Genomic DNA, 14,020 nt, shown 5'->3' with positions numbered 1-14,020 from the left:
CCGAAGGGCGGGCCCGGCGGCCGAACGGCCGCGGCCCGCCCGCTGTCCCGGACCTCACACGGGCACGAGGGCGCAGCGCCGCATCACTTCGTCCAGGGACAGCCCCAGGGCGCCGGCGAGGGCGGCGACGGTGAAGAAGGCCGGGGTCGGGGCCCGGCCGGTCTCGATCTTGCGGAGGGTCTCGGCGGAGAGTCCGGCGCTGGCCGCGACCTCGACCATGCTGCGGCCGCCGCGGGCCGTGCGCAAAAGGGCGCCCAGCCGCTCGCCGCGCTCGCGCTCTTCGGGGGTGAGGGGGGTACGGACCATGACCTCATCCTACCCCGGATCCCAATAAGTATCCCGTTACAGTTATACCGGTATAGTTATTGGAATGATGGAACTGAAGACAGACCGATCGATCGACCAGATGCGCGCCGCCGGCCGCGTCGTCGCGCATGCCCTCGCCGCCGCCCGGGACCGGGCCGCCGTGGGGGTGTCCCTGCTGGAGCTCGACCTGGTCGCACGCGAGGTGCTCCGCGAGGCCGGCGCGAGTTCGCCCTTCCTCGGCTACCGGCCGCGGTTCGCGCCGGTCCCCTTCCCGGCCGTGATCTGCGCCTCCGTCAACGACGCGATCGTGCACGGCATCCCGAACGACTACCGGCTGCGCGACGGCGACCTCGTCAGCATCGACTGCGGCGCGAAACTGGCCGGCTGGGTGGGCGACGCGGCCGTCAGCTTCACCGTGGGCCGGGCCCGCCCCGCCGACCTGCGGCTCATCGCGACCTCCGAGGCGGCCCTGGCGGCGGGCATCGCGGCCGCCCGGCCCGGCAACCGCGTCGGCGACATCGCCCACGCCATCGGCCGCGTCTGCCGCGCCGCCGGGTACGGCATCCCCGACGGCTTCGGCGGCCACGGCATCGGACGCTCCATGCACGAGGAACCCGGCGTGCCCAACGAGGGCCCGGCGGGGCAGGGTACGAAGCTGCGCGCCGGCATGGTGATCGCGATCGAGCCGATGCTGATCGCGGGCGGTACGGACGACTACGCCTGTGACGCCGACGGCTGGACCCTGCGGACCGTCGACGGCAGCCGCGCCGCGCACTCCGAGCACACGGTCGCGATCACCGCCGCCGGTCCGAGGATCCTCACCGCCCTGTAGGCCTCACCGTCCGGCAGGCCCCGCCTGCCGGGTCCCGCCCGGTCCCGGCCCGCTCCCGCCCGGGTCTACCGCTTCCCGTGCGGGTGCACCACCATCGCCGAGCCGCCGCCCCGCCGGGTCGTCTCGGCCGCGGCCAGCCACCGCCCGTCGGGCAGCCGCTGCACGCCGGTGGCCGCGCCGATCTCCGGGTTCTGCCGGAAGCCCTGCCCGAGGGCCTCCAGCTCGGCCCGGACCGGGCTGTTCCACAGGCCCGGCTCCAGCTCGGTGGTGGTCTGGTTGCGCTGGCTGGCCCGCGGGGCGGCGATGGCCTCGACCAGCGGCAGCCCGCGGTCCAGGTGCCCGGTCAGCGTCTGCAGCACCGTGGTGATGATGGTCGCCCCGCCCGGGGAACCCAGCGCCAGCACCGGGCGTCCGTCCTCCAGCACGATGGTCGGGGACATCGACGAGCGCGGCCGCTTGCCGGGGCCCGGCAGGTTGGGGTCGGGGACACCGGGTGCGGCCGGGGCGAAGGAGAAGTCCGTCAGCTCGTTGTTGAGCAGGAAGCCGCGCCCCGGGACGGTGATGGCGCTGCCGCCCGTCGACTCGATGGTCAGCGTGTAGGAGACCACGTTGCCCCAGCGGTCGGCGACGGTCAGGTGGGTGGTGTTCTCCCCCTCGTAGGTGGTCGGGGCGGCCTGCCCGGAGCCGCCGCAGGCGACCGGGTTGCGGGGATCCCCCGGGGCCAGCGGGCTGGTCAGCGCCTTGGCCGGGTCGATGAGGCAGCCGCGCGTGTCCGCGTACCGCTGCGACAGCAGCTCCTTCGTGGGGACGTCCTCGGCGGCCGGGTCGCCGACCCAGCGGCCCCGGTCGGCGAAGGAGATCCGGGAGGACTCGATGAACCGGTGCAGGTACTGGGCTTCGGTGAGCGAGCCGAGGTCGCTGCGCTCCAGGATGTTCAGCGCCTCGCCGACGGTGGTGCCGCCGGAGGAGGACGGGGCCATGCTGTAGACGTCCAGGCCGCGGTAGCCGACCCGGGTCGGGTCCTGCCGCTTGGTCGCGTACGCGCGCAGGTCCCCGGTGGTCAGATCGCCGGAGCGGACCACGCGGGTGGCTGCCGGGTCCACCGGGGGCGTGCGCACGGTCCGGACGATGTCCTCGGCCAGCGGGCCCCGGTAGAGCGCGCCCGCGCCCTTGCGGCCGAGCTCGGCGTAGGTGGCGGCCAGGTCGGGGTTCTTGAAGGTGGAGCCGACCACCGGGAGGGCCCCGCCGGGCAGGAAGAGCTTCCGCGTATCGGGGAAGTCCCGGAACCGGGCCTCGTTGAGGGCGGTCTGCGCCCGGAAGGTGGAGTCCACGGTGAAGCCATCGCGGGCCAGCTTCTCGGCGGGCTTGAGGAGTTGGCCGAGCGGACGGGTGCCCCAGGACTCCAGCGCGCTCTGCCAGGTCGCCGGGGTGCCGGGGACTCCGACGCCGCGGCCGCTGGTCTGGCCCTCGGCGAAGGGGATCGGCAGGCCGTTCTCCTGGAACAGGGACGCGGTGGCCGTCGCCGGGGCGGTCTCACGGCCGTCGATGGTGCGCACCCGGCCGGACCGGGCGTCGTAGTACACGAAGTAGCCGCCTCCGCCGATGCCTGCGGAGTACGGCTCGGTGACGCCGAGCGCCGCCGCCGTCGCGACGGCGGCGTCCACGGCGTTGCCTCCGGAGCGCAGGACGGCGATGCCGGCCGCGCTGGCGTCGGCGTCGACACTGGCGACGGCCCCGCCGTAGCCGCTGGCGACCGGGACCTTCGGCGGGGTGGCGGTCTGCGACGGCGGGGCAACCGCCCCGGTCGAGACGAGCGCCCCGGCAAGCGCGACGAGCGCTAACTGACGTGCGGCGGGACCACGCATTCGGTTCCTCCAGTCGACTGCCTGTCAGACCTTGGAGCGGCAGCGTAACTTCCGTGCACCCATCGCGTCATGAAGGCGGTGCGGCGACTACGATCCGCCGCATGAATGACGACGTCCGCAACATCGTGCTCGGGGTGATAGCCACCGCGCTCAGCGGCGGGTTCGGCTGGTTCACCCGGACCTACCTGTGGCGCCGTGCACTGCGCCGCAAGCAGGCCTTCTTCGGCCTGCCGACCGGTTCCGACTGCCTGTTCGTGGTCAACCGGCACATGAGTGGTACCGAGGGGTCGGTGAACCGCAAGGACGCCTTCGCCCTGCTGGAGATCGCCGGACTGATCAAGGACTGCGGGGCGAACCTGCAGATCGTCACCCACGACGGGGCCCGCCAGGGCTTCGGCGAGCGCGCCGAGTTCTGTGTCGGCGGGCCCGTCTCCAACGCCCGGACGGCGGCCCATCTGACCTCCATGCTGCCGGGAGTCCGCTTCGACGACAGCCGTGAGCGCTCTCCGGAGCGGGGCGCGCTCACTCTCGGCGGGGAGATGTACCGGTGGCAGGAGGGGTTGGTCGAGCACGTCCTGCTGGCCCGGCTGACCGCGGGTTCCGGCACGCGGCCGGTGTTCCTGATGGCGGGTCAGACGGCCAACAGCAATCACGCCGCGGCCCGTTACCTCGCCCGGCACCACAAGTCGCTGGCCCGCACCTACGGACAGGACTCCTTCTGCATCCTGCTGAAGGTGGTCAACTCCGATGCCTACGGCCCGGACGTGACGGAGCTGGTCGCCGACGTCACCCGGCCGGCCCGGACACCCGCAGCGGCAGCCGCGTGATCCCGTTGATGAAGTTCGACACCAGCCGGCGTGGCGGGCCCGCCAGTTCCGGTACCGGCATGGCGTCGGCCCACTCCTCGTAGAGGACGCGGAGCTGGAGCCGGGCGAAGTGCGCGCCGAGACACACGTGCGGGCCGTCGCCGAAGGAGACGTGCGGGTTGGGAGCGCGGCCGAGGTCGAGGCGGCCGGGGTCGGCGAAGACCCGCTCGTCGTGGTTCGCGGAGGCGTGGAAGACCACCACCTTGTCGCCGGCCCGGATCCGCTGTCCGGCGAGCTCGGTGTCGGCGGCGGCGGTGCGGCGAAAGCTCAGCACCGGCGGATGGACGCGCAGGAGCTCCTCGACGACCCGGTCCGGGGGGACCCGGCCGTCGGCGAGTCCGGCATAGGCGTCCGGATCGCGGGCCAGGGCGAGCAGGCCGCCGGGCGCGGCGCTGCGCACGGTGTCGTTGCCCGCGACGGTGAGCAGGAAGAAGAACATCTCGAGTTCCGCGTCGTCCAGTCCGGCGAGCGCGAGGGCGGTCATCACGTCGTCGCCGGGGTGGGCCCTTTTGTGGGCGGCCAGTTCGCGGGCGTACGCGAACATCTCCCCCAGCAGCGCCGGCGAGCGCGGGTTCAGCGGCTTCCCGTCCGGGCCGAGCAGCGGAGCCGGGACGTCCTCGGGATCCTGGTAGCCGATGATCCGTACCGTCCACTCCAGCAGCAGCCCCCGGTCGGCGGCCGGTACGCCCAGCAGGTCGGTGAGGTTCAGCAGCGCGTACTCGTCGGTGACGGTGCGCACCAGGTCGGCCGCCCCGTCCACGGCGCCGTCGCGGGCGGCGCGCAGCAGCGTACGGGCGCGGCCCCGGACGCGGGCGGCGAAGGCGTCGACGCGGGCCGGGGTGAAGGCGCGGGCGACGGTCCGGCGCAGGGTCCCGTGCTCGGGGGGATCCTGGTTGAGCATGGTGCGCCGCAGGAAGGGCAGGTCGGCCGGGTCGGGGTCGCGGATCTGGGTGGCGCCCAGGTACGAGGAGTACGTGCGGTGGTCGCGCAGCACCCGGACGACGTCGGCGTGCCGGGTGACGGCCCAGAAGCCGGGGCCGGCGGGCCAGCCGAGCACCTCCGGCTCGCTCTGCCAGGCCACCGGGCGGTGGTCGCGCAGGAGCCGGTAGCGCTCGTACGGGACGCCTTCGGCGTAGAGCCGCGGGTCGAAGACGTCGGGGGCGGGTCCTTGGTCCATGCGCCACACGGTGGCGGGGAGCGGCCCGGCCCGCAAGGTGCCCCGCGGGGCCGGAGCCGGGGCCCCGGGGCCCGGGGCGGCCGTCCCGTGCGCCCCGGCCGGGTTCAGCCCTGCGGCCTGACCTCGCACTCGGCGCTCTGCTCCTTCTCGTCGGAGCCGACGAGGAGGATCTCGGGGGCGGGACTGGTGCGCACCGCGGCGAGAGCCGTACAGGCCAGTTGGCGCCGGGCAGGGCCGGACAGCGGCTCGACCGGGAGGGGCAGCACGACGCGGAGGGTCTTCCCGTCACCCTCGGACGTGCTGCCCGCCCGGACGTAGTCCGCGCCGAACGGGTTCTTGGCGTCGGGCGCCGGGATCTCGGTGGTCAGACCGGCCTCGCGCGCGGCCTCGCTCGGACCCTCCAGCAGCACCCCGATCGTGAAGCCGGCGTCCGGCCGCTGCATCCGGTCCGAGACCGGGACCGGGACGAGCGCGCCGTCGGGGGCGATGAAGTAGAGCAGGCCCGGATCCGGCGCGGTGGCCAGCTTCACGGTCCCTGAGCGGCCGCTCTCGACCACCCCGGTGGTGGCGATGCCGCAGCCGGTGGCGAGCAGCAGGGGGACGGTCAGCGCGGCCGCGGCCACGGCCTTGCGCACCCGGGTCATACGCGGGCCTCCAGCGGCATGTCGAGGGTGAAGAGGGCGCCGCCGCCCGGGGCGTTGGCGGCGAGCAGGGTGCCGCCGTGCAGCCGGACGTTCTCCAGGGTGATGGCCAGGCCCAGACCGCTGCCCGTGGAGCGCGTGCGGGCGGCATCGGCCTTGAAGAAGCGTTCGAAGATGTGCGGCAGCACCTCGGGGGCGATACCGGGCCCGCTGTCGGTGACCTCGACGAGCAGCCGCTCGCCCTCGGGCCGGGTCTCGGTGCGGACCGCGACGCGGACCGGGGCCCCGCCGTGCTTGAGGGCGTTGCCCACGAGGTTGGCGAGGACCACGTCGAAGCGGCGCGGGTCGAGCCGTGCGCGGACGTCCGGGGGCAGGTCGGTAGTGACCCGCCCGTCGGTCCAGTGGCGGCGTTCCAGGGTCTTGGTGACGGTCTCGGCGAGGTCGACCTCGTCGAGGTTGAGTTCGGCGGCGCGGGCGTCGAAGCGGGAGATCTCCATGAGGTCCTCGACGAGCACCGCGAGTTTCCCGGTCTCGGCGCTGATCAGGCGCAGCGCCTTGGCGGTGTCCGGGTCGAGTTCCCCGGCGTCCTCGTCGAGGACCTCGGTGACGGCGAGCATCCCGGCGAGCGGGGTGCGCAGTTCGTGGGAGACGTCGGCGGCGAAGCGGCGGGCGCGGGCCTCGGCCTCCCGCAGTTCGCTGACCGATTGTTCGAGGGCGCGGGCCGTCTCGTTGAAGGTGCGGGCGAGTCCGGCGAGTTCGTCGGCTCCGCGCACCTCGATCCGGGTGTCGAGCCGGCCGCGGCCCAGCCGCTGGGCGGCCTTGCGCATGTCGCGTACGGGCCTCAGGACGCTGCGGGCGGCGAGCAGGGCGGGAATCAGGGAGATCGCGAGGCCCGGTACGGCGCCCGTTCTGGCGGCGGCGACCAGGGCCTCCACGGTGGTCTGCTCGGTGTCCAGGGGCACGACCGCGTAGAAGACGGCGCCGGTGGTCTCGTAGGCCTCGTTGTACTTGAAGACGGCGGGCATGCCGACGACGAGGGAGAGGTTGCCGCCCGGGTCCTTCGTGCGCTGGAAGGCCCCGTGCGGATGGGCGGTCACCTGGCGGCGGAGCTGTTCGCTGACGGCGGTGGAGGTGGGCGCGCCGCCCTGGTTCGAGGTGGCGCGGAGCTTTGCGTACTCCCCGTAGACGATCCAGGGGTGCGGCTGGCCGCGCTTGCCCAGTTCCCCTACGAGCCGCTGGAGTTCCGCCTGGCCCATGGGCAGTTGGGTGTACTGGGAGTCGACCAGGTCGCGCAGGGTGCTGACGGCGGTGTCCTGGCTCTGCTTGAGGATCGCGTTGCGGGCCTGCTGGTAGGTGAGCGCGGCCGTGCTCACCGCGCAGATGGCGGCGACCAGGAGGAAGGCGGCGATCAGCCGGGTGCGCAGGCCCAGGGGTGCGAAACGTCTCATGCGCGGCGCTTACAGCGGGCCGAAGCGGTAGCCGAAGCCGCGCACGGTCTGTATGTAGCGGGGGGCGCCGTCGGGGTCCTCGATCTTGTGGCGCAGGCGGCGTACGCAGGCGTCGACCAGCCGGGCGTCGGCGTGGTAGCTGTGGTCCCACACGTATTCGAGGAGCTGCTGGCGGGAGAAGACCTGCTCGGGCGAGGCCGACAGGTGCAGCAGGAGCTTGATCTCGCTGGGGGCCAGGGGGAGTCGCTCGCCCTTCTTGGCGACGGTGAGCCCGGCGCGGTCGACGGCCAGCTCTCCGTGGAACTCCACGCCGGGGCGGCCGCCGGCGGGCTCGCTGAGGCGGCGCAGCACGGCCTTGATGCGGGCTTCGATGACCTCGGTGCGGGCGGGTTTGACGATGTAGTCGTCGGCTCCGGCCTCCAGGCCGACGACTATGTCGAAGTCGTCCCCGCGTGCGGTGAGCATGATGATGGGGACCTGGCTGTTCTCCCGGATCCGGCGGCAGACCTGCACGCCGTTGATGCCGGGCAGCATGAGGTCGAGCAGGACGAGCTCGGGGTGGAAGCTCGCCATGAGTTCGAGTCCGGCCTCGCCGGTCTCGGCGGCGCTCACGTCGTGGCCTCTGCGGCGCAGGCCGAGGCCCACGCCCTCCCTGATGGAAGGGTCGTCCTCGATCAGCAGTACGCGTGGCATCGGGTCAGTATTCCAGGGTCCTCGATCGGTCCCCTCCCGCTTTCGGCCGATATCGGCGGCCGTCGGCGGGTCCGGCCGGAACCGAGGGTCCTAGCGGCCGGTCTTGCGTCGTACGGAGTCCAGCAGGTCGGTGATCTCCGCGAGCCGCAGGGGGCGGGCGAGGAGTATGACGACGAGGACGATCACCACGGTTCCCGCGGCCACCCCGGCGAAGTTCCCCAGCGGCCCGGAGAGGTTCCCGGACAGTTCGACGGAGCGTGCGGCCGCGTACCCGGCGGCGGCCGCCGGGGTGCAGGCGGCGAGGAGCCGCAGGTGGGTCCGTACGGCGGTGTTCCTGCGCTGTGTACGGGTCCCGGTGCGCGGCCCGAGCCGCCGGGACAGGACGTACGCGGTGACGGCCGCGCCCACGGTGAAGGCGATCGAGCAGGCCGCGGCCATGCCGGTGACGGCCCAGCGCGGCGGAAGCACCAGGTACGCGGCTGCCGAGAGCCCGGCGTTGAGGGCGGCGATGGAGAGGTTCAGGAAGAAGGGGGTCCGGGTGTCGGAGAGGGCGTAGAAGCCGCGGGAGAGCACGTACTGCGCGGAGTAGGCGATCAGGCCGGGTGCGAAGGCCGCGAGCATGCCGGCCATGACGGCGACGTCGGCGGGGCCGGTGCGCCCGTACTCGAAGACGCTGCCGATCACCCAGGGGGCGAGCGCGGCGAAGAGCGCGGCGGCGGGGACGACCAGGGCCGCGCTGGAGCGCAGCGCGTAGGAGACGTCCTTGCGTACGGCCGCGAGGTCGCCGTCTGCGGCGGAGGAGCTCATCCGGGGCATGAGGGCGGTGACGAGGGAGACGGTGATGATGCCCTGCGGGACCATCCACAGCAGGTAGGCGTTGCTGTAGGCGGTGTAGCCAGCGCCGCCGGCGAGGCCGGCGTCCACGGCACGCTGCCCGGTGGCGGTGGAGAGCCGGGTGACGACCCAGTAGGCGATCTGGTTGGTCAGGACGAGCAGGACGAGCCAGCCCGCGTTGCGCAGCGGGCGGGCCAGTCCGCTGCCGCGCCAGTCGAAGCGGGGGCGCCAGCGGAAGCGGGCGGCGCGCAGCGAGGGGATCAGGCCGAGGGCCTGCACGACGATGCCGGCGGTGGTGCCGATGCCCAGCAGCCGGGTCTCGGAGGCGCTCAGGCCGTCCGTCGCGCCGTGGGAGACGTACAGGAAGAGCCCGAACACGGCGATGACGACGAGGTTGTTGAGGACCGGGGTCCACATCATCGCGCCGAACCGGCCGCGTGCGTTCAGCACCTGCCCGAGCAGGGTGAACAGCCCGTAGAAGAGGATCTGCGGGAGGCAGTAGCGGGCCAGGGCCACGGTGGTGGACTCCTGGCCGCCGCTGTAGCCGGTGTACGCCGAGACGATCAGCGGGGCGGCAAGTACGGCGGCGGTGGTGAGGACCAGCAGCGCGGCCGTGCAGACGGTGAGCAGCCGGTCGGTGTAGGCGGCGCCGCCGTCCTCGTGCTCCTTGGCGGCGCGGACCAGCTCGGGGACGAAGACGGCGTTGAGGGCGCCGCCGATGAGGAGGATGTACAGGATGTTCGGGACGGTGTTGGCGACCGCGTAGCCGTCTCCGAGCAGGGTGGTGCCGAGGGCGGCGACGATCACGGCGGAGCGGACGAAGCCGGTGGCGCGGGAGACGATCGAGCCGGCGGCCATGAGCGCGCCGCTGCGCAGCACCGAGGTCTTCTTCGCTGCTGCGCGGTCGGCGCCGGGCTCTGCCGCGGCTTCGGTGCCGGTGTCCTGCGCGGCCGGGGTGGCGGCCGCTCTGGGGTCTGCGAGGGTCACCGGCGGGCCATGTACGCCTGGAACGCCTTGTAGAGGGCCGTGTTGGCGTATCCGTCCATGGAGATCTCCCACTCACCGAGGGTTTCGACGACCTGTCCGCCGGTGCCGAGCTTCCAGCGCAGCAGCCCGAAGGAGCGTTCGTCGGGGTCGAGGGTGGAGGGTACCCCGCGCATGTCGTATTCGTCCGCTCCGAGTGCATGTGCGTCACACATCATGCGCCACTGCAGGGCGTTGCTGGGGCGGACCTCGCGGCGGTGGTCGGCGGAGGCGCCGGTCTGGTACCAGACCCGGCTGCCGGCCACGATCATGGTGTGCGCGGCGAGGATCTCGCCCTGGTGAACGCCCAGGTAGAGGCGCATGCGGCCGGGTTCCTCGGCGTTCAGGACCTCGTACTGCCGCTGGTAGTACGCGAGCGAGCGGCCGAGCCGGAAGCCGTCGCGCTCCTCGGTGATGCGCAGCAGCCGGTAGAACTCGGGGAGATCGGCGGCCGAGCCGAGGACCGTCTCGACGCCCGCCTTCGTGGCCTTGCGCACATTGCGCCGCCACTCCTGGTTCAGGCCCGACCACAGCTCGTCGAGGGTGCGTCCGGCGAGCGGGACGCGGAAGACGTGGCGGGGCTGGGCGTCGCCGTCGTCCTCGCCTCCGCAGCGCGTCCAGCCGCGGGTGCGCAGCCGGTCGGCGAGCGCGGCGCCGACCGGGTCCACCTCGGTGGCGAGGACGTCGGAGATCTGCCGGCCCGGGCCGGTGCCCGTCTTGGCGGTGGCCGCGTCCCAGCGGCGGTAGGCCGGGGTGGGCCCGATGCGCACGGCGAAGGCGCCGGAGGCCTTGAGGTGGTTCTTCAGGGGGGTCAGCCACCGGTCGATGTCGGGGTCGGCCCAGTCGGCGACGGGCCCCTCGGGGAGGTAGGCGAAGTATTTCCGGGTGCCGGGCAATTGACGGTAGAGGACGAGCCCGGCGCCCTCTATTTCACCGCCGGGGTAGTGCCATCCGACCCTTTCCGATCGCCAAAGGTCCTTTACTCCGCCCCAGGACGGGTACTGAAGAAAGCTGGCCCGGCCCTCCTTGGAAAGGAATGCCTGATATTCCGGTACGGACAGCGTGCGCACGGCGAGCTCCCTGTCCAGGCCTCGGGTCCGGTGCTGCTGGGCGGGTGTCACGAGCAGTGCGCACATGGCTGAACGGCCTTCCTGTACGTCCGAATCGGTGGATGCACAGGACTCTCACAGCTGTCCATGACGGCCGTGCGCGGCGATTGTGACCGGACGATGACCGTCTTGCTGCGGTCCATGTCACAAGCGAAATCCTGATCTTTTTCGCATCTCCCGCAACCTAGAGTCGTTCCGTCCGCATCTTCTCTTACGGACGATCATTACTTCGGAGGGGTTTTCGTTGAGCCGCACACGCCGGGTCTTCTCTGTACGCAGCCGCACCGCCGTGGTGGCCGGCACCGCTTTGCTGGCGGCTTCGCTGGCCGCTTGCGGGGGCGGCGCCGCTTCGGGCGGCGCCACCACGTCGGAGATGAAGCAGAAGCCGGACATGGCGGTCTCGGTGAATCTCACCGGCGACCAGGTCAAGGCGGGGCAGCCGGTGACCGTGACGATCGCCGAGGGCAAGCTCGCCGCGGTGAAGGTCACGGACGCCAAGGGCGGCGAACTGGCCGGGCAGATATCCGCCGACGGGAAGACCTGGACCTCGCAGGGCAACGCCCTGCCCTCGGCCGACTACAAGGTCGAGGCCCAGAACACGGACAGCCAGAGCGCCACGACGGCGTTCAAGACCTCGGCCCCCGACAAGGTGAACAAGGTCTCGATCAACATCCCCAAGGGCAGCACCGTGGGCGTGGCCATGCCGGTCTCGATCGTCTTCGACAACCCGGTGAAGGACAAGGCCGCCGTCGAGAAGCAGCTGAAGGTCACCACCTCGAACAACACCGAGGGTTCCTGGGGCTGGATCACGGACTACTCGGGCAAGGACCGGGTGGACTGGCGACCCAAGGAGTACTGGAAGTCCGGCACGGACGTGAAGGTCCAGATGAACCTGAACGGCGTCGACTCCGGCCCCGGCGGCGGGATGTTCGTCAAGGACTACGTCACCGAGTTCAAGGTCGGCAAGGACCGCCGGGTGAAGGTGGACCTCGACTCGAAGAAGATGACGGTCTCCGAGAACGGCCGGGCCGTCGGCACCGTCCCGGTCTCGGCGGGCACTCCCGGCGGCAAGAAGGCCTCGTGGGACGGGAAGATGGTGATGATGGCCAAGGAGGGCACCATCCGGATGGACTCCCAGACGGTGGGCCTGGGCGACTCCTACGACAAGATGGTCGACTACTCGATCCGGCTGACCTGGTCGGGCATGTATGTGCACGCCGCCCCGTGGAACACCGCCAACTTCGGCCGGGCCAACACCAGTTCCGGCTGCGTGGGCATGAGCGACGAGAACGCCGAGGCGTTCTTCGCGGCGTCCCAGGCCGGCGACCCGTTCGAGGTCGTGGGGCAGGGCTCCAAGGGCAATCCGGACGTCGGCAACGGCTACGGCGAGTGGAACCTCAGCTGGGAGCAGTGGCAGAGCAGGAGCGCCACGGCGGGAACCCCGCAGGTCGGCTGAGGTCCACCGGGCCGGCAGCACCGAGTTGACCATCGTTCAATCGTTACCGGCACGTAACTTACTCACGGGTTACCTCCGGTAAGCCCCTCCCGTTACCGTCGGGTCACTTTGACACCCGGCACACGCGAGGAGCGATAGATGGTCCGCACGGTCCGCACCACCAGCACCGCGACTGCCATGGCAGCCGTACTGGCAGCAGCCGCCCTGGGCCTGGCCCCCCATCAGGCCCAGGCGGCTCCCGCCCGCACGACCGCCGCCGTCTCACAAGCCCCGGCAGCCTCCCCGGAGCTGCGCTTCCACGACATCCCCGGCTCCGGCGGCATCACGCTCAAGGGCAACGTCTTCACCCCGGCGGGCGCCGGGGCCGGTGCGACGTTCCCGCTGATCGTGCTGCCGACCAGCTGGGGCATGCCGCAGATCGAATACATCGCGCAGGCCAAGAAGCTCGCCGACTCCGGTTACGTGGTGGTCAGTTACACCTCCCGCGGCTTCTGGCTCTCCGGCGGCCAGATCGAGACCGCCGGACCGGCGGACATCGCCGACGTCTCCGCCGTCATCGACTGGGCGCTCGCGAACACCCCGGCCGACGCCGCGCACATCGGCACGGGCGGGGTCTCGTACGGCGCGGGCATCAGCCTGCTGGCCTCCGCGAGCGATCCGCGCATCAAGGCCGTGGTCGCGCTCAGCGGCTGGGCCGATCTCATCGAGTCCATCTACTCCGGCCGCACCCAGCACCTCCAGGCGGCCGCCCTGCTCGGCGGCGCCGGCTTCCTCACCGGGCGCCCCGGCCCCGAACTCCAGCAGATCCTCGGCGACTTCCTCGGCTCGAAGCTGGACCGGGAGCCGCAGATGATCGAGTGGGGCAAGAAGCGCTCCGCCTCCGAGCAGGTGGACCGGATCAACGCCAACGGCGCCGCGATCATGCTCGGCAACGCCTGGGGCGACACCATCTTCCCGCCCAACCAGTACGCGAAGTTCTTCGAGAAGCTGACCGGCCCCAAGCGCCTGGAGTTCCGCCCCGGCGACCACGCCACCGCCGAGGCCACCGGCCTCCTCGGGCTGCCCAACGACACCTGGACCAACGCCCACCGCTGGTTCGACCACTACCTCAAGGGCGCGGCCAACGGGGTCGACACCGAGGCCCCGGTGCAGATCAAGCCCCGCAACGACGGCGGGGACGAGGTCTACGAAAGCTACACCGACTGGAAGTCGGTCGGCGACGGCGGCGCCGAGAAGCTGATGCTCTCCGACAGCGAGCACCTCTTCACCGGCATCGACTCCGGCGCCAACGGCGGGATCGTCATGCTCTCCAGCCTCCTCGACCAGCTCTTCCAGGCGCCCCCGACCGCCTCGATCCCGCTGCTCCCCCGCGCCTTCGCCGCCGTCTGGCAGTCGCCGCGCTACGACGAGGAGCGCCGCGTCCGCGGCACGGTCGAGCTGCACACCACCGTCACGTCCTCGAAGTCCGACGGCACCTTCGTCGCGTACCTCTACGACGTGGGCCCGCTGGGCATCGGCAAGCTGATCAGCAACGCCCCGTACACCTTCCACGGGAAGCCGGCCGGCCAGCCCTTCGGCGTGGACCTGGAGCTCTTCTCCACCGCCTACGACGTCCCTGCCGGGCACCGCCTCGCGGTCGTCGTCGACACGGTCGATCCGCTGTACATCGAGCACAACCCGACCGGCGGACAGCTGACCTTCTCCTCGCCGCGCACCGATCCCTCGTACGTCTCGGTGCCGCTGCGCGAGCAGTGATCCGCGGCTGTTGCC

Annotated in this window: 12 protein-coding genes; 4 read left to right on the top strand and 8 right to left on the bottom strand. The window is 72.0% G+C overall.

The window, feature by feature from the left end:
- Positions 1–54 precede the first annotated feature (54 nt).
- A complete protein-coding gene (locus ABZY57_RS11340) occupies positions 55–306 on the bottom strand; it encodes a helix-turn-helix transcriptional regulator (RefSeq protein WP_243339177.1) in 252 nt (83 codons plus the stop codon).
- A gap of 64 nt (positions 307–370) precedes the next feature.
- On the opposite strand from ABZY57_RS11340, the gene map reads away from it, so the two are divergent.
- Entirely contained in the window at positions 371–1,138 is a 768-nt protein-coding gene (map, locus tag ABZY57_RS11335) for a type I methionyl aminopeptidase (protein ID WP_356510551.1), read from the top strand.
- A gap of 65 nt (positions 1,139–1,203) precedes the next feature.
- On the opposite strand, the gene ggt is transcribed toward map, so the two are convergent.
- Positions 1,204–3,003: a gamma-glutamyltransferase gene (ggt, locus tag ABZY57_RS11330; RefSeq protein WP_356510549.1), complete on the bottom strand. Its 1,800-nt coding sequence runs from the start codon at positions 3,001–3,003 to the stop codon at positions 1,204–1,206.
- Between the two features lie 101 nt (positions 3,004–3,104).
- Here ggt and ABZY57_RS11325 point away from each other — a divergent pair, with 101 nt between their 5' ends.
- Positions 3,105–3,830, top strand: coding sequence for a hypothetical protein (locus ABZY57_RS11325; RefSeq protein ID WP_356510547.1), 726 nt, complete (start codon positions 3,105–3,107; stop codon positions 3,828–3,830).
- Here ABZY57_RS11325 and ABZY57_RS11320 read toward each other — a convergent pair.
- The 6 genes from ABZY57_RS11320 to ABZY57_RS11295 all read right to left on the bottom strand — a co-directional run bounded on the left by ABZY57_RS11320 (position 3,790) and on the right by ABZY57_RS11295 (position 10,821).
- Positions 3,790–5,046 carry a cytochrome P450 gene (locus ABZY57_RS11320; RefSeq protein WP_356510544.1) on the bottom strand — a complete coding sequence of 419 codons (1,257 nt, stop codon included), beginning with the start codon at positions 5,044–5,046 and terminating at the stop codon, positions 3,790–3,792. The genes ABZY57_RS11325 and ABZY57_RS11320 overlap by 41 nt on opposite strands.
- A 104-nt stretch (positions 5,047–5,150) precedes the next feature.
- Positions 5,151–5,690 carry a hypothetical protein gene (locus ABZY57_RS11315; RefSeq protein WP_356510542.1) on the bottom strand — a complete coding sequence of 180 codons (540 nt, stop codon included), beginning with the start codon at positions 5,688–5,690 and terminating at the stop codon, positions 5,151–5,153.
- On the bottom strand, positions 5,687–7,135 hold the full coding sequence (locus tag ABZY57_RS11310) for a HAMP domain-containing sensor histidine kinase (protein ID WP_356510540.1): 1,449 nt from the start codon (positions 7,133–7,135) through the stop codon (positions 5,687–5,689). Before ABZY57_RS11310 ends, ABZY57_RS11315 begins: the two co-directional genes overlap by 4 nt.
- Positions 7,136–7,144: 9 nt before the next feature.
- On the bottom strand, positions 7,145–7,828 hold the full coding sequence (locus tag ABZY57_RS11305) for a response regulator transcription factor (RefSeq protein ID WP_356510538.1): 684 nt from the start codon (positions 7,826–7,828) through the stop codon (positions 7,145–7,147).
- A 90-nt stretch (positions 7,829–7,918) separates the two neighbouring features.
- Positions 7,919–9,541 carry a murein biosynthesis integral membrane protein MurJ gene (gene murJ / locus ABZY57_RS11300; protein WP_356510556.1) on the bottom strand — a complete coding sequence of 541 codons (1,623 nt, stop codon included), beginning with the start codon at positions 9,539–9,541 and terminating at the stop codon, positions 7,919–7,921.
- A 104-nt stretch (positions 9,542–9,645) separates the two neighbouring features.
- A complete protein-coding gene (locus ABZY57_RS11295) occupies positions 9,646–10,821 on the bottom strand; it encodes a peptidoglycan bridge formation glycyltransferase FemA/FemB family protein (RefSeq protein ID WP_356510536.1) in 1,176 nt (391 codons plus the stop codon).
- A gap of 217 nt (positions 10,822–11,038) precedes the next feature.
- Here ABZY57_RS11295 and ABZY57_RS11290 point away from each other — a divergent pair, with 217 nt between their 5' ends.
- Positions 11,039–12,250 carry an Ig-like domain-containing protein gene (locus ABZY57_RS11290; protein WP_356510534.1) on the top strand — a complete coding sequence of 404 codons (1,212 nt, stop codon included), beginning with the start codon at positions 11,039–11,041 and terminating at the stop codon, positions 12,248–12,250.
- 138 nt (positions 12,251–12,388) lie between these two features.
- A complete protein-coding gene (locus ABZY57_RS11285; RefSeq protein WP_356510532.1) occupies positions 12,389–14,005 on the top strand; it encodes a CocE/NonD family hydrolase in 1,617 nt (538 codons plus the stop codon).
- Positions 14,006–14,020 lie beyond the last annotated feature (15 nt).

It is taken from the genome of Streptomyces sp. NPDC006450 (genome assembly GCF_040612195.1).
Lineage (GTDB): Bacteria > Actinomycetota > Actinomycetes > Streptomycetales > Streptomycetaceae > Streptomyces.
This window is presented reverse-complemented; position numbering and strand designations above follow the sequence as displayed.